Origin of the sequence: Moorena sp. SIO3B2, assembly GCF_010692525.1 — a bacterium.
In the GTDB taxonomy this organism is placed as follows: domain Bacteria; phylum Cyanobacteriota; class Cyanobacteriia; order Cyanobacteriales; family Coleofasciculaceae; genus Moorena; species Moorena producens.
Genome location: NZ_JAAHHE010000023.1, coordinates 32,008 through 53,397, shown reverse-complemented (window position 1 = coordinate 53,397; position 21,390 = coordinate 32,008). Strand labels below are relative to the sequence as shown.

The following is a 21,390-nucleotide window of genomic DNA, read 5'->3' as shown; positions in this document are numbered from 1 at the left end:
CCTATATAGTTCACAGATATAGTTCACAGATATAGTTCACAGATATATAGTTCACAGATATATAGTTCACAGATATATAGTTCACAGATATAGTTCACAGATATAGTTCACAGATATAGTTCACAGATATAGTTCACAGATATAGTTCACAGATATAGTTCACAGATATAGTTCACAGATATAGTTCACAGATATAGTTCACAAATATAATATATAGTTCAAAGATATAGTTCACAGATATAGTAAAGTGTTCAAGACATATGAAACCAGGCGGTCAATGCGACTGCCAAGGCATCTGCTAAATCATCTGGTTTGGGGATGGTGTCTAAGTTTAACTCCCGCATAACAGCCTGCTGAACCTCATATTTATCCGCATTACCATATCCGGTCATTGCCTGTTTAATCTGACCCGGTGTAAACTCTACCATTGGAACTTGATGTTGTGCTGTTACTAACACCACAACACCCCGTGCCTGAGCTACGGAGATCGTAGTACTCATACGGTAGAAAAAAAGTTTTTCAATCGCCACCAGATCCGGTTGGCAGTGTTCAAGCAGGGTGTGTAAATCCTCGTAAATCGTACACAGTCGTGAGCCGTAATCAGTCTTGGCAGGGGTTTGGATGATGCCAAAATCTAGCAACTGCAATGGTTCAAGGGTTGCCTGTATTAGTGACTGCCTAGAAGGCTTGGCCACTCCTAAGGAGCCTTTTGTGTTTGCTGACTTACTAATTTTGGTGGTTTGGCAACTAATTGCGCCAAAACCTAAAGTAGCTAGTCCTGGGTCAATTCCCAAAATTCGCTTTTCCATCTGGCTCACTGCAGTTAATCCCTTTCGAGTGTAATCACTAAATTAGGTTAATGGTGTTAGTGCTATCATCCCTATTACCTAGTGCTATGATCCCTAGTACCTGTAGCGTTCGGCATTAAGTCATGACCTCTAAGCAGCCACACCTTAACGGGAATCAAAGAAGTCTGGGGTAGCTGACTACTTGGGATTATTCTGTTTCACCCCGTATTTTTTGGGGTTACGCTACTACTCTCATACCCTAAATGGCAACTCAATCGACCTCACCACTTTCGGCATATCCACGGGTAAATTCTGATCATAACGTTTAGGTACCGGATATTGTATTAATCACACCTTAGCCTAATTATCTGAAACTGTGGTGATCAGTACCAGCTTCATGGTGAATTCACCATTGAGGTGCGACCCAAGGGCGCGAGCAATCCCTCGCGCCCTTGGAGGCGCGCACCTTGATCAGTAATATCAATGAAAACCGCTATACCTGAAGGGTGAGCGGCTATGTGAATCACGCGCTTTTCACACGAATGTTTGATTAGGCAAAGAAAGTACCAATCTGACAGGCACTTCCGGAGCCTTAGCCGTTCCTCACTACATGCATCGCCTCCTTGTCAAGTGCTGGAGTTCGACCAGCAATGTCTATCCAGCTTTTGTACTTACCATACTCAGTGTAGTTATGTCCTCAATCAGTCTTTTCAAAAGAGCTCTACGTACCCTACAAAATGAATCGAGAGGTCGAATTCCTCAGCGGGTCAACCGTTGGTTTAAGTGGTTAGCCCCTGGATTACTGGTGAAGCGTTGGATACTTTTAAGTGCTGGTGGTGTAGTGCTAACAAGTTTGGGATTAGCGATTTGGGTAAAGCTGACCCCAGTTTTTTACATCATTAAATTCACAGCCCAAGTTTTAGAGAAAATTACCACCATTATTCCTAACCATGTGTCTGGTCCAATTGCGCTGATCTTGGGTCTGGTTTTCATCTTCTGGGGGCAAACCCGGACGGTAGGATCAATTACGGAAGTTTTAAAACCCGACCACGATCGAAAACTGATTGATGTGCTGATGGATCATCGTCGGTTAAACCGGGGACCGAAAATTGTAGTCATTGGGGGTGGCACTGGTCTTTCTAGCTTACTTAGAGGACTAAAGGTTTATAGTGCTAATATCACTGCTATTGTTACGGTAGCTGATGATGGCGGTTCCAGTGGACGGCTGCGACGGGAAATTGGAGTGCTACCACCGGGGGATATTCGTCACTGTTTAACGGCACTGGCAGACCAAGAAAAGTTGTTAACCGAACTGTTTGAATACCGTTTTCGAGCTGGTAGTGGTTTAGTCGGTCACAGTTTTGGAAACCTTTTCCTGACCGCAATGAGTGATATTACTGGGGATCTAGAACAAGCTGTTGCTGCTAGTTCTCAGGTATTAGCAGTGCGAGGAAGAGTGTTGCCAGCTACCCTAACTGATGTCAGCCTTTGGGCTGAATTAGCTGATGGACGTCGGATTGAAGGAGAGTCTAATATTACTGATGCTCGGGGAGTGATCAAAAAAATTGGTTGTACTCCCGAACATCCACCTGCTTTACCAGCAGCACTCAAGGCAATTCAGGAAGCAGATTATATTATAATAGGACCCGGTAGCCTCTATACCAGCATTATTCCCAATCTGTTGGTGCCAGAAATTACCGATGCGATCGCAGCTCGCTTGATACCCCGCATCTACGTTTGTAATATCATGACCCAGCCAGGGGAAACTGATGGATATAGTGTCTCTGATCATATCAAAGCTATTGATGAAGCCTGTGGTAAAAGGCTATTTAACGCGATACTGGTGAATCGAAAATACCCCTCAGCTGGCTCACTGATTAAGTATGCTCAAGTTAAGTCTCATCCAGTATTTCTAGATCGAGAAGAAACTTCTAAATTAGGGCGTCGGATTGTAGTGACCAATGTAATGTATGAAGATGAGGAAACTAATTTAGTGCGGCACAATTCAGAAAGGCTGGCAAGGGTTTTATTACGATGGTATAGTCGAGCGCATGCTTAGATAAGGTGAGTGCGATGAAAATTTTTAAAGGAAAATAAAAGCTGAGATGTTAACTCAGAATAACCATTATTCGAGGTACTCTATTGCTAATAACTAATGACCAAAATTTTTCTAGCTGATGCTGAAGCAACCCGTACGCTAGGTGTGGAATTGGGGAAAACTCTCCCAGCTAGTAGCATCATTTTGCTGGAGGGAGACTTAGGGGCTGGCAAAACAACCCTAGTTCAGGGTATTGGTGAGGGACTAGGCATTTCTGATGCCATTGTTAGTCCCACCTTTACTCTGATCAATGAGTACACAGAGGGACGTCTTCCCCTGTATCACCTCGATTTGTACCGCTTATCCACCTCAGAAGTAGAGTCATTAAACCCAGAACACTACTCGGAGGGAATTGAGGTTGCTCCGGGAATTGTGGCCATCGAGTGGGCTGAGCGCCTACACTATTTGCCACCCAGTTATCTACATCTGACACTAACCTATTCCCAGGACGGTGGACGTCAGGCTCAATTCACCTGTAACGGTCAGTTTGATTTAGGTTGGCTGTTGGATAGGTTATCTGGTTGTTCGCCCTTGGCGTCGAGTGTAGAGTAGGTTAAAGGTTAGTGGGATTGAGGTTGCCTGTTTGATAAGTTAGAAGGTTTAAGGTCTAAGGTTAGAAAGGTTGAACGCGATCGCGTGGCCGAAAGGCCAAGGTTAAGTACCTGGACATAAATTCCGTTAACTGTGTTGTTAACTTGATTAGAGTTACTCAACCCCTTTCTGTTTCCTGATCCGAAGTTCCCTATTTCTTGATATCAACAGTCAACTTTAATTTTTTCCCACTACCTATTCAATCCTATTATTAAATCCTATAGTTAAATCCGATAGTGTTTAACTGGTAAAAGTTAAAGCTTCACCTCGCACATCTGTGTTCAATTTTCCTCTGTCGTAGACTACTTGACCACCAACAATGGTCATCACTGGCCATCCGGTTAAGTTCCAACCTTCAAAAGGACTCCAGCCGCATTTCGTTAAAAGTTCTTCCCGTAACACTGGGTGGTAATTTTCCAAATCTACCAGTACCAAATCCGCATCATAGCCAGGAGCGATCGCACCTTTGTTGGGAATTCCATAAGCCTTAGCAACTGCTGTAGACATCCAGTCAGATACTTGAGCCACACTACACCGTCCCTCTATGGCTTGAGTCAGCATCAGTGGCAGAGATGTTTCTACTCCAGGCATTCCCGAAGGAGTGTGGGGGTACCCTTTGGCTTTTTCCTCCAAGGTATGAGGAGCATGGTCTGTAGCGATAAAATCGATCACGCCATCGAGTAGAGCTTGCCAAAGAACTTCGTTGTCGTGGCAGGAGCGCAAAGGCGGATTCATCTGTGCCAGGGTACCAATCTCTGCATAGGCATCGGTATTTAGTAATAAGTGCTGGGGAGTGACTTCCGCCGTCACCCAGCTAGGTTTGTCTTCCCTAAGCAATTCAGCTTCTTCCGCTGTGGATAGGTGCAAAATATGCAAGCGCCGCTGATATTTTTTAGACAACTTCAGGGCTAACTTGGTGGCATTAAGGGCAGCTTGATTGTCCTGAATCTTAGAGTGAACAGCAGGGTCAGTAATTCCAGCAAATTCCTTACGCCGCTGATTAATTCTAGCTTGGTCTTCAGCGTGTACTGCAATTAAGCGATTGTACTTCCGAGAACCTTCGCTAAAACCTTGAGCAAAAATTGGTTCTATCACTGCTTCATGATCTACCAATAGTGCACCATGAGCTGAACCCATGAATATCTTAATCCCACAAGTCGGCTGGGCATTGTGCAAATCTGGCTGATTTGCTGGTGTTGCGCCGATAAAAAAGCCATAATTAACTAAACACTTATCTGCCGCTCGCTTGAGCTTGTCATCCAGTGGGGCTTGGGTCGTCGTCGTCGGACGAGTATTCGGCATCTCTAAAAAGGACGTCACTCCACCCTTGGCACAGGCACAACTGGCAGTAAATAAGTCTTCTTTATGTTCTAGACCTGGTTCCCGAAAATGGACTTGGGGATCAATTACCCCTGGCAACAAAGTTAAGCCTTGAGCGTCTATTTCTTTATATGCCGTAACGTCCGTTGGCACTGGGATTTCTGGGGCAACCTGAACAATCCTTCGACCGCAGGTGTGGATATCCCCCAGTAAAAATTCACCAGAGGGCAATAGAATACGAGCATGGCGGATAAACAAGCAAAAGTCAGACAACATAGGAGGATGTTAGAATTTGACAGTTTCCCTGCTCGGTGTCTAGGTAGATACAGTAGATACAAACCTGATATATAGCTAAATACAGACAACCGCAGCTAACCTACCACCATGGCACAAACAAACAGGGTTGTCCTGCCAAATTGACTTTATTCACAAAACTTTACATAATCTTGATTTAGGCTCCCCTACTAACTTTAAATTTTTAAGATCTAGCTAGAAAACCCCAGAGGTTTAAATTTGCTGTTAAATTTGCTGTTAAACTTGCTGATAATTTCCCAATCAGCTATTTGTTTAAATTTCCTCAAACTTGTGTATCGGTAGTAGTTGAATGGATATGAGTCGTGTACCAGATAAAAGACCAGAAAAAAAACCTACACAGCCTTCTAAAGACAATGCTTGGGTAGAAGGAATCAAAACGATTAGCTTGAGTGCTGTTCTTGCCTTTGGGATTCGCACGTTTGTGGCTGAAGCGCGATACATCCCATCGGGATCGATGCTACCGACACTACAGATTAACGACCGCTTGATTATTGATAAGATAAGTTATCGCTTTTTCCAAGACCCACAACGAGGAGAAATTGTGGTATTTGCTCCCACTGAAAGGCTGAAAGAGCAAAACTTTAAAGATGCTTTTATCAAGCGTGTAATTGGTTTACCCGGTGACAAGGTTTTGGTGAAAAATGGGCGAGTTTATATCAATGATAAAGAAATAGAGGAAAAGTATATCGAAGAAGCACCACAGTACGATTTTGGACCACAAACAGTACCACCAGACCAATACCTAGTACTGGGAGATAACCGTAACAATAGTTACGACTCTCACCACTGGGGCTTTGTCCCTCGTGACAAAATTATCGGTCGTGCTGTAGTGCGGTTTTGGCCGTTAAATCGAATGGGGAAATTGAAACCAAATCCGATTTATCCTGAAGGATTAAATCAGTCAACTGACTTATGAAGTCTAAGTACTTCATTATTCATATTTTACACTCGCTTCGCTCGCTGGACACCAAGTTTGCACGACACGACCAATTAATTCTTGCCCTAGCCAGGGGGTATTACTAGAAAGGGATTTGAGGTTTTTTTGGTGAACAATCCAAGGGGATTGAGGATTGAATAAGACTAACTCAGCGGATTGACCAGTAGCAGTGCTAGGGGGGTCTTGCTGTAGACAAATAGCAGGATTTGTGCTAAGACTTTTCCAAAGTTCTAAAGCTGACCAATCCCCTGTCTCGACTAGAGTATGCCAGAGCAGGGGTAGGGCTAGCTCTAAACCAATCACTCCTGGTGGTGCTTCAGCAAAGGCAACGGTTTTTTCTTCATAAGTGTAGGGAGCGTGGTCAATTGCGATCGCATCAATAATCCCCTCCCGAACACCTCGGATCAGTGCGGCTTGGTCAACTGGGTTTCCCAACGGCGGTTCCAAGCGCAAATTGGAGTTGTAACTGCATAAGTCTTCCGTATTGAGCAATAGATGCATCCAAGTGGTACTGGCTGTTACTGGCAACCCCGCTGCTTTGGCTGATTCAATCAATTGGACAGCACGACTGGTGGAGATACGCATGAGATGGACTGGCGTGCCAGTGGTTGCTACCACTTCTAATAAGGCAGCGATAGCGGATGATTCTGCGATCGCAGGATTCCCTGGCAAACCCAAAGCAATTGACTGGATACCTTCTCGCATCACTCCCCCATTTGCCAACTTAGGGTCACAAGCCCAAAGTGCCACTGGTTTACCCAAGGATTGTAGGTATTCCAACAACCGTCGAACTAGTGCTAAATTACATAAAGGACCTTCATCGGTAAAGCCCACTACTCCCCCTAAAGCTAGTTCAGCTAATTCAGTCATTTGCTGTCCTTCTAACCCGATGGTGAAGGCACCCCAGTGATAGAGTTGAGGTGAGCAAGGGGGGAGGCTTAGATAGGGAGAGTTTTGGAGTTCTTGCCGTTGTGCTAAAACAGCAGAATTGTCTAGGGGGGGTTTAGTGTCAGGCAAAATGGCTAAGCGAGTAAAGCCTCCATTTGCCGCTGCTGCCAGTAGTGAAGACCAGGTTTCCCGTTGCTCATGTCCTGGTGCACCAGAATGGCTGTAGAGGTCTACTAGTCCTGGTCCTAAAATGTGTCCCTGACAATCTTGCACCACTGTATCGCCAGAGATTTCCTTGATGTGAGTTTCTACTGCCGTGATTACACCATCAGTAATCAGCACATCAGCGACTTGGTCAATTCCAGAAACTGGGTCTAAAACCCGGACTTGTTGAAGTAGTTTACTATTCATTGGGGAAACGGAAAATGAAAAATAATTGGCTTTTAACTTAATCCCCCTTTCTAGCTAATCATATTTAAATTACTTGTTATGACGACTTATTTTTTACATTACTAAGTATATTTTTAAAATATAGCAGTCGCCAGCGATGCAGCGCGGTCTTGGGGAGGCAGCGCGGTCTTGGGGGTCCCCCCCATGAGCGACTGCCGTGGTTTCCCCCGGAGACGAAACCTGATTACGTTGAGCCTTTATGGTTGGTAGGTTATGCAAAAAAGGGTTAAAACTTATTGATTAAGGCTCAACTGTCTTACGGTAACTTCAAACCATGAGCGACTGCATCAAGACAGGGCAGTTAGGACATGACAAAAGTCTCACACCCTTTGTAAGCGCAAGAGTTTGACTTCTGACTTCTGACTTCTGACTTTTGACTTCTGCTATACCACTTTGCCAGATTTTGTCAGACTTATAAAGATGTAATAAATAGGCCGAAAACAATTTATTTTTCAAGCTTTATGAGTCATTACAGACTTTCTGGGAGCATCCAAATTTGGAATAAACATACCACATTAAGCTGTATTAACGTGATGTTAATGCCTATAGAATAAGAGATATTTACCAAAATAGTATGCTCCCGAATTGATTAATTTTTATTGGCAGCAAATACGTTAACCAATTTGACCACTTGTGCAGGTCTATGATAAAATGTCCAATGCTGCGGAGACTCTGTTATAGCGTCAGTGTTGGATATTTTCAGCCTTTTTGTGATGTCTTCACTATTGGAAAACGTGGCTAAGTAAGTTGTTATTTCGCTAGCGCTGTAAGTAACATAATCATCATCATTTTCTATTTGACCGTTTCTATCTCCTGGAGCATCATTTTTCAAAAGAAGAAATGAGATATGGTTAGGGGGAGCAATAAGTTCCACATATTGCGTCGGCAACAGATCACGGTCACAAAATGAATGTAGAGTTAAGTCACATATTTCCATCTCAGTTTCACTACTCGCCAGGGCATTCATCCCATTGATTGTTAGCACTAGCATACAGGTTAATAACGTTACAAAACAAGTTTTGATCATTTTTTTCATTTCTTTTTTGCTTCTCCTACTTTTGGCCGACTGTAGTCAATTAACTAATTTTTTAACACTACTACGTTTTCTACCTGAAAGTTGAGGTGTAAAACCTAATAGTTGAGGTCAAAAAAATCTTTATTGAAGGCTAAAATCGAGCACTGTTGGACTTTTCTCATTTTATCAGTATAAACGAGTTGTTCGAGTTTAAAACCACTCGCTGCAAATAAATCATTATATTCTTATTCCGTGCGCCAGTAACCTTCAACCGATTAACCTTCAACCTATTTTCACATTCGCTCCATAAACTGCCACTGCAACCCCAACTAACAATACCACGGCACCTACCAAGACCAATACCCCCGGCACTTCCTGAAAAATCAGATAGCCCAAAAAACAAGCACCAACCGGTTCAAACAAAATAGCCAGGGTCACCAGGGTAGGATTAATCCAGCGTACCAACCAGTTAAAACTGGTATGTCCCACCATTTGGGGGAAAAGTGCCAATAACAAGATGTAGAGGTAAACTCCTACCGGATAATTGAGATAACTGACACCCCAGAGTAAGGATAACAGTAACAACACCAAAGCCCCCATACTGTAGGCGACAGCACTATAGCTACCGATACTCAAACCCCGCTGCTGTGCTTCACGTCCCCAAAGTACATACAAACTTGCTATCACTGCTGCCATCAATGCTAGAGAATTCCCCAACAGAGGATTACTCCCACCACTAATAGCACCCCCATCCCCCAAACTAATCAGCACAGCACCTACAAAGGCTACACCAATCCCCAAAACCGTCAGCCTAGTTAGTTTTTCCTTGAACCACAGCCAAGAAACTAGAGCAACCCAAATCGGAGTTGTGGTAACTAAGGTAGTAGATGCCGCAATGGAAGTAAAAGACAAGGAAGTAATCCAAGTCACAAAGTGTAGCGCTAAACAAATACCAGCCCCACTGGCATAGAGTAATGCACCTGGACCTAGCTGAGCTTGCCTGAAATTGCGCCAAGCTGGTAACAGTAGCATAGACGCAATAGTAAGGCGAGACCCAGCCACGAACAGGCTAAACCCTACCCCACTCACCCCAGCCGATGCGATCGCTAATCGCACAAAAATAGCTGATGTCGAAATCGCCAACACACCAGCCAAGAAAACCAATCCCACCTGCCACCGCAGCGGCTGCTTTATAATTTTCATAGCCATACAGCTTCAATCCCCAACCATTACCATTATTCCGCCAGAGGTACCAGGTGAGAAGTGAAGAAGTCTACTTAATCCTTGATAATTTCTAATTTAGAATTTAAACTATGTTTGAACTACCGCCACTCAATACTAATACAATTTGGTCAATTTTAAACGAAGAAATTGATGACGATACCGTTAATAAACTACTCTGGTACTATCTAGGTTATCGTTATAACTCAACTACCGGGCAGTGGGATATAACTGAGGTTAATCCTGAATGGCAAGAAGACTATCCCGAGCCACCCAATTTCCTAGAAAGCCGCCCTGCTACGGTAAAACTAACCCGTTCAATACCCAAAGAAAATAAACAGCTATTGAAAGAAAAATTAGGTTTCAAAGGTTACAAAATCGGGGAATTTGGTCCTCGACAAACTCGCCGAGCTACCGCAGCAAACTGGTTACTGAATTATATGGAACAAAACGGTATTGCCTCAGTCTAGCGTTTTTCATACTTATGAGGTACACAGGATTTTTTCCCTATTCCCTGCTCCCTGCTCCCTGCTTCCTAAAACTTAGGAAGTTGTACCTCAACCAATTGAGAAATGCTATGTAAAATACTTCATCCTTCAACCGTACTCGATAAATCAGTAGGAACAACTACACACTCCAACTCCGCCTTGTGACTCTCCTGCTGGTTCTCCAAATTAATTGCGATCGCTTCAATTCTGATTTGAGTCGTGCCTTCGGGTATAACTAATTGAGTCATTGCCTCCAGCTCCCCAGCCGCATTGGGGAGTAAATCTATAATAGAACGGGTTTCCTGGAGCAGAGAGCGAGTTTGCACGTCTTTAACCCACAATTTAATACATAGACGAGATTGACTAGGAGGAAGTTTTATGGTAACCATTACCTTTTCTCCAGCAACCAACTCCCTAGTAGTCGGTATTGATAAAGTGGGTGCTGTTAAGGTCGCATCCAACTCTAGGGATGAAAGATTCTCCAGTTTCGCCTTAACGTCATGTTGCTTAGTTGCAGTAGCTTTTGTAGCTTGTGGGGCTATTTCTATATCGTCTACTACAATTTCCTGAGTGCTCCAATCGTGACTAGTAATACCAACTCTAGGGGGTGTCTTTGGCATTGCTAATTCTGAACTAACTAGCGACAAATCCTCAGATTCTGTCATTGACTCCAAGACCTTTTCTGGAAATTCCCTAACCTCTTCTTGGTTGCTAGCCGTTTGATTCCTCTGTTCATCTTCCACTGCTGAGTGATCTTGCCCAGCAGGATTACTCTCTGGGGATAATTCTAACCTCAGCAATTCCATCAATTCATCATCTTCCGCTAAAGCACTCAACCGTGACCAAAAACGCTCTTCCATGTTTAAGGCTCGGAAAGCATCTTCTAAAGCGATTGACTCAGGATCTTGTACAGAATCTGGAGTCTCCCACCGAGTAGTATTCAATAATTGGTTTAGCTTGGAATTCTTGAACTGGGTATCAAGGGATTCTGAATCCTCTAACTGAACATCTGTCTGAGATTGATCAATCTCACTAATCTCAATAGTTTGGATTGCCTCAGATTCCGTTAGGGAATTAATCAGCACTTCAGAAGCATCATTAGAATTAGATGAGACCTCAGAATTTATCTCTAAGTTACTATCTTCAGTAGTATTTTTAGTACTATCTTTGGACTGTTCTACTGTGTCTTGAACTAATGTGTCTTGAACTAATGTGTCTTGAACTACTGTGTCTTGAACTACTGTGTCTTGAACTACTGTGTCTTGAGGCTGTAACTCTGACCCAGTATCTTGCTCTCGATTATTTAGTTCTGGATTGGCTGTAGTCGAGGATTCTTGATCATCTAGGGAAACGGAATCAGATCCTTTAGACTGATCTTGGACATCTTCGTGCTTTGCCTCAGGGTCAGCCACCGACTGCATTGTAGGCAAATTGGGCAATTCGAGGGATTTAACAGTTATGTCACTCGGCTGATGCTGGTAAAGTTTTGGTGGTAAAGACCGTCCAGAGATAGGTTGCAAGAACAGAGATGGATGGTTTTGGGGTAGCTCAACCAGATCCAGCGTAGTCTCCTCTAAGGGGTATTCATCTAATAATAGAAGGTCTTGATCAGGTTGATCAGGTTTGGCAGATTGAGCGATGCGATTAGCAAGTACTACCATGGTTTCCATGGGCATCCCCTGATTCCCTGGCACAATTACTTCTAATAAATCCTCTACATTAGCTGTAACAGTAAATTGTTGAGTTGCTAAAGGAGTTGACTGTGAATTATAAAGGGTGATTTTTCCTAAAATTAGACCACTTTGGCAATCCGTCGGAATATCTAGACTATGGCTAAATCCTAAAAATAACTCCTCTTGAGATAGTGAGTACTCAATATCTAACAAACGTTTTCCTGTTTGAGGAAACCGCAATTGATAGCGTAGAGTAGCAGGGAATAAGTTTTCTAAAACACTATCTAAAACACTAACTGTTATACTATCACCATTATTATTAATTTTATCATTATCTACTACCAATGCTCCTTTGATAGTCAACGACTCTCCTCGCTTTGCCAGGAAAATTTCCTTATCTAGTCTTAGGGTTAAACCGTACTGATTAACATCTGTATCTGAAACCCAATCTGAATCAGAGGTTTTTCTTAGCTGTTGGTTATCTTCAGATTCCCTATCTTCCAACTCATCCAATACTGGCTGAAGCACCTGTTGTAGTAGTTGCTCCAAAGTTTCCAGAGATTCCTCCATGATGGAATTCTCAACAGTCGATTGGAGTGGTAAGTCTTCCGAGATAGTTGCTGTTAGTTGTTGGTTGGTCTCAGAATTAACCGGTGCCTCTGGGTAAACCTCTTCTACCTCTTCCAAAACTGTCTCTGGGCTAGGACTAGATTCCTCTGGGCTAACCCCAATTGGTGCTTGGGCTTGGTCAACAGGTAACTCTGGTGCAGCAATGGTTATGGGTTGTTGCTCTGGTGGTGTTATCTGACTCTCGTACTCCTGAGGGTTAGATAATTCTGATCTAGCATCTGAGCTAGCATCTGTTACTTTCAGGTCATTAGCAATAGTATTGGTGGAGGGAGAATCAACAGCTAGCTCAGGTGTACTCAGGGAATTGTCTAGTTGAGGCGGCTGAGTATCAGTTTCGGTGACTTCTACTGGGGTGGCTTCTACTGGGGTGGATTCTACTGGGGTAGATTCTACTGGGGTAGATTCTACTGGCGTGGATTCTGCTACTGATGAGGATACAGAGGTTTTCGGGGGTGTCTCTACATCTTTGACTTTGGGTATGACTTGTAGCGCTAAAGATTTTCGCCAGGACTCACCCAGAAAATCGTCCATGATATCGTTACTGCAACGTAACTTCCACAGACCAGGTTTAAGCTTGGTGAAAGGAATAACCACCATTAACCCTTCTGAGTTGGTGCGACGCCATCGTTTCTGGGACTTGCGTTTGGGTGGCACTTGCTCTGTGCTATCATAGCTGACGCAAATTTCTACATCAGTATTGGGCCGGTTGGAACGAGCCACTATCCGATACCGACCGGATTCTATCTCCATCTCAGAAGACTTGATTGGCTTCCAGGAGCGCTCCCCCTCTTTCTGTAGTAGAAATTCCCAGTACTTCTTAGCCATTGTCGATATCTATGACCCAAAGACCTGCTAATGGACTTGATTGCTTTTCCAATTAGCTTACACTTTAAGTCGAGTATTTTGCTTATCCCCACCCTCGGGATTTGTCAACCACCGGATTCGACAGAGTGACTGACATCTACTCTGTTTAAGGGGATAAGAAAGCAATACCACAAAATTAACCTTTAAGATGTGCTTGTTGATACTAAATTTTAGGGCTAATCTTAAGAAGTAAGCATTCAGCTATCAGCTATCAGCTATGAACCGAAGGCTTGTACCCATGTTACGGGAATGGCTCAGGGCTGACGGCTGACAGCTGACGGCTGAATGCTGACCTTAAGGATTATTCTAAGCCTGAGAGATCTCCTGCCTAAAGTGTTGCTGATTCGAAAGCTAGAATTTACCAATTCATCAGTTCATCTATTACAGTGCGAATACGATAAGTGTTCCGGTCACAAGGATTCACACAAATAACATCTACCCTGACATAATCACCTTTGGGAGCACATACAAGATTAAAAATAACGTTATTTCCTCTTTTATAGCGCCATGGGTGAAATTCAGTTTTTTCGATTTCTCCTCCATTTACAAGAATATTCATTTTTTCTATACCTTTCTTGTTACAGCTTGTCTCACTCCCACTACTAACGGAATGCCAACCTGTACTACCTCCATTTGCGCTTATTGCATTAGCTAATCCTTGGTTTAGGGTCATACTTACAATAGTTGCAACAGATAAAATGCTTAATTTATTTAACATCGTGATTCCTCCTTATCTCTTGTTAACTAATTTTATAACATCTTATTCTTATTGATTATTCTTAATAATCAATAAGAATAAGATGTTTTTTAAAAACTTAAAATTACTTAATATTTATTGGGTATAAATTTAAGGCATTGCTGAATTAAAATAGATAATAGCGTTTTCAAACGAGTTGTAAAATTATAGATTGTCGAAAAAGACAAGAAGCAAGAGGCAAAAAGCAACAGGGAAAAGAGCTCCAGAGTTTTATAGGAAACTCAAAAAAGACATTTTCAGTTTACATCTCAAATACAAATGCTATAAAACCGTAGGGGGTAAATCTCAATGCATGCTGTTTGATCCGGTGGGTGGAACGGGCATCTTGCCCGTGGGTGGAACGGGGCGGGCTGTCCCAATTCTGGCTACGAGGAGGAACATGAAGGCTCCCCTAAGGCACCCTACTCGACTAATCTTAAGGATTTTTCTAAGCCTCAGAGATAGCTTGTCTGAAGTGCCTAATAGCTTCAACTTTGGAAGCCATCATCAGACACCGAGACAATAAGTCAATATCCAAATCTGGCAAGACTTCACTCTGGGAAATTTTTTCGTAACCATCAAAGCGCAAGTGATACAAAGCAAATACACCATCCTCCCAAAACCAAACTTCGGGTACTCCTAATGATTGGTAACGACTTAGTTTGCTCTGATTACCACTGGTAAAGACAACTTCAATAGAGAGGTCTGCAATCACTCCTGACGCTCTACCAATTAGGTAAGATTGGTCTGCTTGTGCAGATGCTTCCCCTTCCTTCTCTTGGGTAAAGCTACCGGTTGGAGTGAACTCAATTTGTTTTTCAACAAAATAAGTACCCAGCAACAGTGCTATGACACCACTGAAGACTTCATGGTCTTGGGAAACTGCCAATATTTCTACCTCACCCCTGTAGTAGAACAGTCGAATTCCTGGGGAGTTGACGAACCCCGCTTGAATTGATTTGAAGTTATGCCAACTTACCCCGGAGTGGACTAGCCGTTGGTCTGTTTGTTTATCTACGACATAGGTCATGGCGATTATTCCTTGTTCACCATAGAAAGCCTAATCATGGAGTTTGCGATCGCAAACTTCCTGACTACCATCTTTGTAACCATTCAGCTGACAGCTGAGGGCTGACAGCTGACGGCTAACAGCTGACGCATCTTTCCTTACCAGATTAGCGAGATTATGTCCTCTTCAGCTATTGAACATTTGTTACCTTACCGAGACGAGTAAAGCGAATTTCAATCCTGCGCCTAGTTTGATCATCCTTTAAACTAATCGGAGCAATTTTTCCATTAGGTAAAATTAACTGGGCTGCAGAATAAGCCCGAAATTGCAACCCCTTCAGCCGCCCTTCCTTAGATTGAATCTCACGGAGTAATTGCACAACTGCCAAAGCTCGCATCAGTCCTAAATCAGCATTAGATCCTGGTCTAAGTTGACTGATAGAGGAATTTTTATTAACTACATTCCCAATGGTCTGGTCGATATTGCCAGCACCAAGATTAGGTTGACCATCGGTGTGACCAATCAGTTCTACTACATTAATTTCATAGTCCTTGGCATTGCTTTCAATCGCAGGGACAATTTGCTGCCGAATATAGTCTTTCATCGCTGAGGGAATTTCCGCACTGCCGGAATCAAATCGGTAAGCCCCCTGATCTTTGATTACAATAATTGGAGGTGTATCTGGTGGTTTTGGTGCTGCAGCAATCTGTACCTGCAAAGCCCTAACCTGCTGTTCTAGTGCCTTTTGGCGGTCAGTTGAGCGCTTTGCCCTAGCTCTCCAAATCGCTACGCCACGCTCAAGTTGATCAACCCGAACTGCCTTAGCTCGTAATTCCGCATTCTCCCTTGCTAATTGCACCACTTCATCTTCACTTCTGGTGAGATCATCAATGGTTGATTCCAAGGCAGTTTGTGCCAGCACAGACTTCAAAATAGACAGCAACAAAAATAAGATCAGGATCATGAAGGCATTAGACATTAAGTCTGTAAAGGCTGGCCAGAGATTTATCTCTTCATTCCAATCATTATTTCGTGAACGACGCATTTTATCAATTTCCTGTCAATTTTATAGTTATTATGTAAGTATTCAGCCGTCAGCCGTCAGCCGTCAGCTTATGCCCATAGCGCACGCTACTAATGGTGCTTTTGAATAAGCGATGCAGCCCCTACCCACTCGCGCTTTGCATCAAGAAAAGAGCTAAGCATTCGTTTAATTTGAGTTAGGTTCCAGCGTCGAAGCCTGTGCCACAAAGCTGATAGCTGATAGCTGATAGCTTACGTGATTATTTGTCATTTGCCAGGTTTATCGTTCACTGCTCAAACGCCTGACTAGCTCTCCTACAGTCATATCTTGGGTTATGCGAGTTGAACCATCGACTTGATTGGACTCAATCATTTTTTTGCTAATCTTAGCAATTTCCTGATTAGTGTTATTGAGATGATTGACAACTTTTTCAAGATTGTGTCGCATAATTTCATAATTATGCTGGTCAGTATTAGCTTGCTGAGTAAGACTTTGATCAAGGCGATCGCCTAAAGCCTGAATGCCCAGACTTACTCCTTCGGTATAGCTTTTCACATTTGACACTAACTTAGCCAATTCAGCCTGAACGTCACTCAAGCTATCGCTTCGAGAAACAATCCGTTGCTCTAATTGATCAAGCCTAGCGATCGCTGACTGAAATCCCTGTGCTCCTTGCTGAAGTTGGGGGATAATCTTCCCTAAGGCTTGTTGACTGTGATGATGCTGCTTCACTACATCTATAGAAGATTGTCTGAGGGCACTGATTTCTTCTGCCAATTTTACCAACTTAACCCCATGAAGTTGAAGTTCAGCCATTGCTACTCCCATAGCTTGGACTGATTGGGATAGCATACTGGCTGACTCAGAGAAACTGCTTTGGGTTCTAGTTAAATCTACTGTAGCCTTAGATAATTTTTGAGGAAACTGGCTATGCTCGAAGGTTTGAGCCACTTGGGTAAATTGAGCAGCAGCTAACTGAAATTCCTCAGCACTTCTGGCGATAGTACTAGCAGCTTGGAAGAATCTATTGTAAGAATTTTCTGCTATTTTAAGCACTTGAGTGTTAGCATCAGCAATTTCTTGAACTTTTTCTCGTAGTGAGGATTCCACTGCTTCTCGAACAGTCTGACCAAATTTCGCCAAAAAGTTGTCAAAGATATTGGACATCCCCTGAACCAATACATCCAGGCGTGTTTGCCCTACTAAAGTCGGCTGATAAATATTATCCAAGTAGTCTTCTAAGTAACTAATTAGATTATTTTTGGCTAGCCCTGTATTGAAGGCGACATTAACTACGGTTAAGACAGCACTAAAAAAGATCGCAGTTAAGCTAGTGGTAAAAGCAATCCCCATCCCTTCTAGGGGTTGCTGTAATTGGTTAACTAAAGTATTGATATCGGTAGCATCAGACTGACTGATTGTTTGACTCAGTGCTAACAAATTGATGGTGATGCCGATAAAGGTACCTAGTAAGCCAAAGGATAACAGTAAGCTAGGCATAATCCGACCAATGTAATCAATTTGGTCACAAGAGATGCCAACAACTTTCTCGTGGCTGTAGGCTTGGTCAATTAATGCGCCTGTATTGACCTGCTCTAAATGTCGGCTAGCATCTGAGAACCGTCTTTCTAGCTCCTCTACAATTCTGGGTTTTTTCCCACGAGGCTGTCCATGGATTAGTCTTCTTACTCGCTTCCCTAGGGATAAAAGATGGGTATGGAGAGCAAAACGTAGTAAAATTACGAATACTGATGGGATTACCACCAGTACTACAGTCAGGGCAATTAAGTAATCAGGTATTGGTAGCATAGCAGCAGCTGGGGAACTCTATAGGTGAAATGGTAGCGCAGCATCCTCAGGATGATAACCCATTTCTTTATAACCTAAGCATACCCAGACTTATCTCAAACCATTGATATTTAACTACGAAATAATAGGAGGTTATTGAGTGTTAACACTGAATAGTCAAGGGTGCATCTCCTAACAGTTTGACCCAGCAGTGGTGCGTTACGGGCAACAACCTCACCCTGGCTACGAGGCCAAATATCAAGGCCCCCCTAACACACCCTACCCATACGAAGGTGCGTTACGGGCAACAACCTAACCCTGGCTACGAGGCGAAATATGAAGGCCCCCCTAACGCACCCTAAGCAACTCAACACTCAACACTCAACACTCAACGCAATTGTTCTATCTGCCCTTTTAACTGGTCAGTTTTATCCAATAAATCAGCTTGGGTCATAGTTTCTTGTTCCCCAGAGGCCAGCCATTTCAAATTCACTGTGTTGCTCTGAGCTTCAGCATCTCCGATCACTAAACAAGCCACCGCACCACTGCGGTCAGCTCGCTTAAACTGTTTACCAAAAGCACTTCCACTCAAGTCCAGTTCTACAGCCAACCCAGCTTGGCGCAGTTGTTGAGCCAGTTTCAACCCTTGAGCTTGAGCTACTTCACCTCTGGATACTAGATAAAAATCTAGCGCTAGGGTTGGTGATGCTTGCAGTTGTTGCAGCAAAATCACTAAACGCTCCAAACCAATGGCCCAACCAACGGCTGGAGTTTTATTTCCCCCCAATTCATGGACTAATCCGTCATAGCGACCACCACCACAAACTGTTGCTTGAGCGCCTAAGTCATCAGAGATAATTTCAAAGGCAGTGTGGGTGTAGTAATCCAACCCCCGCACCAAGCGAGGATTGAGCTGGTAACTAATCCCATTATCCTGCAACAACTGCTTTACCTGATCAAAATGACTTTGGGACTCTGAACTGAGGTAGTCTAAAATGCTCGGAGCATCCTGAGCAATCTCTTGAGTACGTTTGTCTTTACTATCTAAAATCCTGAGGGGATTGCGAGTTAAACGGTCTTGAGAATCTTCGTCCAACTCATCTTTGTAAGGAGTGAGGTAATCTACCAGAGCCTGTCGATACTGTTGACGGTCTTCGGTACTACCGACAGAATTCAGGTCAAGTTTCAGGTTAACTAGACCCAAGGTATTTAGGATATCGATTGCGATCGCAATTACTTCTGCATCTGCCCTCGGATCACGAGAACCAATCACCTCTACCCCCAATTGATGAAACTGTCGCTGTCGTCCAGCTTGGGGATTTTCATAGCGAAACATCGGACCGGTATACCAGAGCCGTTGTACTCCACCAGCAGCATAGAGGCTATTTTGAATATAAGCTCGCACTACTCCCGCTGTCCCTTCTGGACGTAGTGTCACCGAACGAGGAGGGGTTGCCCGGTCGTTGAAGGTATACATTTCCTTCCCCACCACATCAGTAGCTTCCCCAATCCCCCGTTCAAACAGTTCAGTGCGCTCAAAAATGGGAGGACGAATTTCTCGATAAGCCGCTCTATTGAGAATCTGTTGTGCGATCGCTTCTACTTGCTGCCAATATCCCACTTCGTCTGGCAGGATATCCCGTGTTCCTCGTAAAGCCTGGATTAAACCCATTAACCTTTTGCTTCCCCATCATGTGAGCTGCTGTCCACCATCGGAAGTGTCTTCTTCCCAGGCACCATAGCGATTTTGATAATAGGACAAAATTTGCTTGACCCGTTCTGTTTCTAATTTATCAGCAGTCTCGGCATACTCAATCCACAATCCACCAACTTGGCTCTGATTGTAATCAAACTGCTGGGATGTTTGGGGTAGTAAATCAGCGTCTACCCCTGTCACTTGCCGTAAATGGGCAGCTACCTCTCGATATACTGCCAAGGGTAAACCAGGACAACTAATTTGATAACGCAATAGTTTACACTGCTCCATGATCCTAGGGTACCTTGTATTAGGGATTAAGTAGCAGAACCATTAACCCAATTTCTAACACCTTTAGCTATCAGCGTGTCGCGTATCAGCTATCAGCCAAAGGTCTGTGGCAACGCTACTGCAACAGTTTATGCCCATAGCGTACGCTACTAATACTTTTTCATAAAATCAGCACAATTAGTAGCGTCAGCCAAGGCCAAAGGCTTTTGGGCCACGGTACGGGAATGGCTGATGGCTGACGGCTGATAGCTGAATGCTTACCTAACACCTAACACCGTGCCCTAAGGTTACCTCAAGAAGCTGATGTTGAGGTTTCTCCAACTCGTCTAGAGACTTCAACACCGTTTTCTTCCAGAATCACCACTGGATCTAAGCCTCTATACATTTCAATCCGCTTGACTAGCACTTGTCCACCTAATAGAAACTGTCCAGCTTGAACGCTACGACTAGGCTCATTAGGGACATCTAGGATAGCGTAATAGACACCCCTACCATTGTCAACTACCCCTGTGACACTGATCTTATATGCCAGTTCTGGTTCTGGTAGGATTGGCAGTTGCAGATCAAATTCAGGAGGGATAGGGGGGATACCATCCTTGACAACAGAGCTATTGTCTGGTTTTGAACCAGGCTTAGCTTTGCTCGTCTGTGTAGGCTGAGTTTTCTGGGGCCGTGGCAAAACATTTCCTCTTGATGAGCCAGGAGACTTTCTAGGGATTGATGAGCTTGGAGCCTTACGGTCGGGCTTGCTAGCTCTTGAAGGGCTGGTCGGCCTGCTAGCTCTTGAAGGGCTGGTCGGCCTGCTAGCTCTTGAGGGGCTGGTGGGTTTTACTGCTACACTACTTCCTGTCCCAGGACGCGGACGCAAAGCCGGTCTTGGTGGTGTAGGAATCAGAGGCTGTACCCTCGTAGGGGAACTACTTGGTCTGCCAGGATTGGGCAAAATCTCCACCTCTGGTTGCACTGAAATTGCTGCAAACGGGTCAAGACGTCCCTTATCAATCCGATTTCTTACTTCATTGCTTGGCAAGGTTGTGATCAACGGTGGTATTGGTATTACCTTTTCCTGCTCCGGTTTTTCCGGGGATTTAGGAGCAAATTCAGCTACAGGAGGAGAAGGTTTGGTGCTATCCGGGGAAGCCACCGGAGTAGGTTTAGGGGTAGTCGGCTCCACTTGATCAGCCTTTCTCCCCGGTTGACAGCCTCCTATAAGCAGAGCCAGCACACTCACCCATACGATGCATGATACTTTACCCATGACCACCTAAAAATAACGCTTTATCCGAGCATACCCTTGAAGTTATCGATCTGTGGCACCAACTTCTTTGAAGATAGGATTTTTTTGGCAAATTTCCAAAACTGGAGACTCTAAGCAAAAGGCTGTGGGCAGGTCAGCCGTCAGCCTTTTGCCAAAGGCTCACCCTTGGCCAAAGGCTACGCTGCGCGAATGCGAACAGCCGTCAGTGGTCAGCTTATTTTATCCAAAAGCACCTCAACTAGAGTCCAGTTACTTTGCCAGCTGTATAGGATTCTAGATAATTTTATATTATATTTATAATAATGTATGT

General features: G+C 43.8%; 19 protein-coding genes. 5 read left to right on the top strand and 14 right to left on the bottom strand.

What is annotated here, in order from left to right:
• Nucleotides 1-251: 251 nt before the first annotated feature.
• Nucleotides 252-809, bottom strand: coding sequence for a crossover junction endodeoxyribonuclease RuvC (gene ruvC / locus F6K38_RS07980; RefSeq protein ID WP_008186095.1), 558 nt, complete (start codon nt 807-809; stop codon nt 252-254).
• Nucleotides 810-1,479: 670 nt separating this feature from the next.
• Here ruvC and F6K38_RS07975 point away from each other — a divergent pair.
• Together F6K38_RS07975 and tsaE are read left to right on the top strand one after the other, a co-directional pair.
• On the top strand, nt 1,480-2,847 hold the full coding sequence (locus F6K38_RS07975; protein ID WP_008186098.1) for a gluconeogenesis factor YvcK family protein: 1,368 nt from the start codon (nt 1,480-1,482) through the stop codon (nt 2,845-2,847).
• A gap of 96 nt (nt 2,848-2,943) precedes the next feature.
• On the top strand, nt 2,944-3,438 hold the full coding sequence (tsaE, locus tag F6K38_RS07970) for a tRNA (adenosine(37)-N6)-threonylcarbamoyltransferase complex ATPase subunit type 1 TsaE (RefSeq protein ID WP_287250809.1): 495 nt from the start codon (nt 2,944-2,946) through the stop codon (nt 3,436-3,438).
• Nucleotides 3,439-3,446: 8 nt separating this feature from the next.
• Here tsaE and F6K38_RS07965 read toward each other — a convergent pair whose 3' ends face one another.
• Together F6K38_RS07965 and F6K38_RS07960 are read right to left on the bottom strand one after the other, a co-directional pair.
• Nucleotides 3,447-3,599 (bottom strand): hypothetical protein, encoded by a 153-nt coding sequence (locus F6K38_RS07965; protein ID WP_154659841.1) that lies wholly within the window; start codon nt 3,597-3,599, stop codon nt 3,447-3,449.
• A gap of 118 nt (nt 3,600-3,717) precedes the next feature.
• Complete coding sequence (locus tag F6K38_RS07960; protein ID WP_287312913.1) at nt 3,718-5,073, bottom strand: dihydroorotase; 1,356 nt, start codon at nt 5,071-5,073, stop codon at nt 3,718-3,720.
• 334 nt (nt 5,074-5,407) lie between these two features.
• Between F6K38_RS07960 and lepB the strand changes: the two genes are divergently transcribed.
• Nucleotides 5,408-6,028 carry a signal peptidase I gene (gene lepB, locus F6K38_RS07955; protein ID WP_044493708.1) on the top strand — a complete coding sequence of 207 codons (621 nt, stop codon included), beginning with the start codon at nt 5,408-5,410 and terminating at the stop codon, nt 6,026-6,028.
• Nucleotides 6,029-6,043: 15 nt separating this feature from the next.
• Here lepB and F6K38_RS07950 read toward each other — a convergent pair whose 3' ends face one another.
• The 3 genes from F6K38_RS07950 to F6K38_RS07940 all read right to left on the bottom strand — a co-directional run bounded on the left by F6K38_RS07950 (nt 6,044) and on the right by F6K38_RS07940 (nt 9,611).
• A complete protein-coding gene (locus F6K38_RS07950; RefSeq protein WP_287250812.1) occupies nt 6,044-7,348 on the bottom strand; it encodes a dihydroorotase in 1,305 nt (434 codons plus the stop codon).
• A gap of 628 nt (nt 7,349-7,976) precedes the next feature.
• Complete coding sequence (locus tag F6K38_RS07945; RefSeq protein ID WP_287250814.1) at nt 7,977-8,423, bottom strand: hypothetical protein; 447 nt, start codon at nt 8,421-8,423, stop codon at nt 7,977-7,979.
• A gap of 261 nt (nt 8,424-8,684) precedes the next feature.
• Nucleotides 8,685-9,611, bottom strand: a complete 927-nt coding sequence (locus F6K38_RS07940) for a DMT family transporter (protein WP_008186110.1) — start codon at nt 9,609-9,611, stop codon at nt 8,685-8,687.
• 104 nt (nt 9,612-9,715) lie between these two features.
• Here F6K38_RS07940 and F6K38_RS07935 point away from each other — a divergent pair, with 104 nt between their 5' ends.
• On the top strand, nt 9,716-10,093 hold the full coding sequence (locus F6K38_RS07935) for a DUF1823 family protein (RefSeq protein ID WP_008186111.1): 378 nt from the start codon (nt 9,716-9,718) through the stop codon (nt 10,091-10,093).
• Nucleotides 10,094-10,212: 119 nt separating this feature from the next.
• On the opposite strand, the gene F6K38_RS07930 is transcribed toward F6K38_RS07935, so the two are convergent.
• The 8 genes from F6K38_RS07930 to F6K38_RS07895 form a co-directional block, all read right to left on the bottom strand.
• Entirely contained in the window at nt 10,213-13,239 is a 3,027-nt protein-coding gene (locus tag F6K38_RS07930) for a hypothetical protein (RefSeq protein ID WP_008186113.1), read from the bottom strand.
• A gap of 397 nt (nt 13,240-13,636) precedes the next feature.
• Nucleotides 13,637-13,996, bottom strand: coding sequence for a hypothetical protein (locus tag F6K38_RS07925; RefSeq protein WP_008186115.1), 360 nt, complete (start codon nt 13,994-13,996; stop codon nt 13,637-13,639).
• A gap of 466 nt (nt 13,997-14,462) precedes the next feature.
• Nucleotides 14,463-15,044 carry a Uma2 family endonuclease gene (locus F6K38_RS07920; RefSeq protein ID WP_008186117.1) on the bottom strand — a complete coding sequence of 194 codons (582 nt, stop codon included), beginning with the start codon at nt 15,042-15,044 and terminating at the stop codon, nt 14,463-14,465.
• A gap of 169 nt (nt 15,045-15,213) precedes the next feature.
• Entirely contained in the window at nt 15,214-16,068 is an 855-nt protein-coding gene (locus F6K38_RS07915) for an OmpA family protein (protein WP_008186118.1), read from the bottom strand.
• Between the two features lie 258 nt (nt 16,069-16,326).
• Entirely contained in the window at nt 16,327-17,856 is a 1,530-nt protein-coding gene (locus tag F6K38_RS07910) for a hypothetical protein (RefSeq protein WP_008186121.1), read from the bottom strand.
• Between the two features lie 367 nt (nt 17,857-18,223).
• Complete coding sequence (gene hisS, locus F6K38_RS07905; RefSeq protein ID WP_008186123.1) at nt 18,224-19,507, bottom strand: histidine--tRNA ligase; 1,284 nt, start codon at nt 19,505-19,507, stop codon at nt 18,224-18,226.
• 18 nt (nt 19,508-19,525) lie between these two features.
• Complete coding sequence (locus F6K38_RS07900) at nt 19,526-19,822, bottom strand: hypothetical protein (RefSeq protein WP_008186125.1); 297 nt, start codon at nt 19,820-19,822, stop codon at nt 19,526-19,528.
• 292 nt (nt 19,823-20,114) lie between these two features.
• Nucleotides 20,115-21,080 (bottom strand): hypothetical protein, encoded by a 966-nt coding sequence (locus F6K38_RS07895; RefSeq protein WP_287356426.1) that lies wholly within the window; start codon nt 21,078-21,080, stop codon nt 20,115-20,117.
• 52 nt (nt 21,081-21,132) lie between these two features.
• On the opposite strand from F6K38_RS07895, the gene F6K38_RS07890 reads away from it, so the two are divergent.
• Nucleotides 21,133-21,357, top strand: coding sequence for a hypothetical protein (locus F6K38_RS07890; protein ID WP_131826839.1), 225 nt, complete (start codon nt 21,133-21,135; stop codon nt 21,355-21,357).
• Nucleotides 21,358-21,390: the final 33 nt, after the last annotated feature.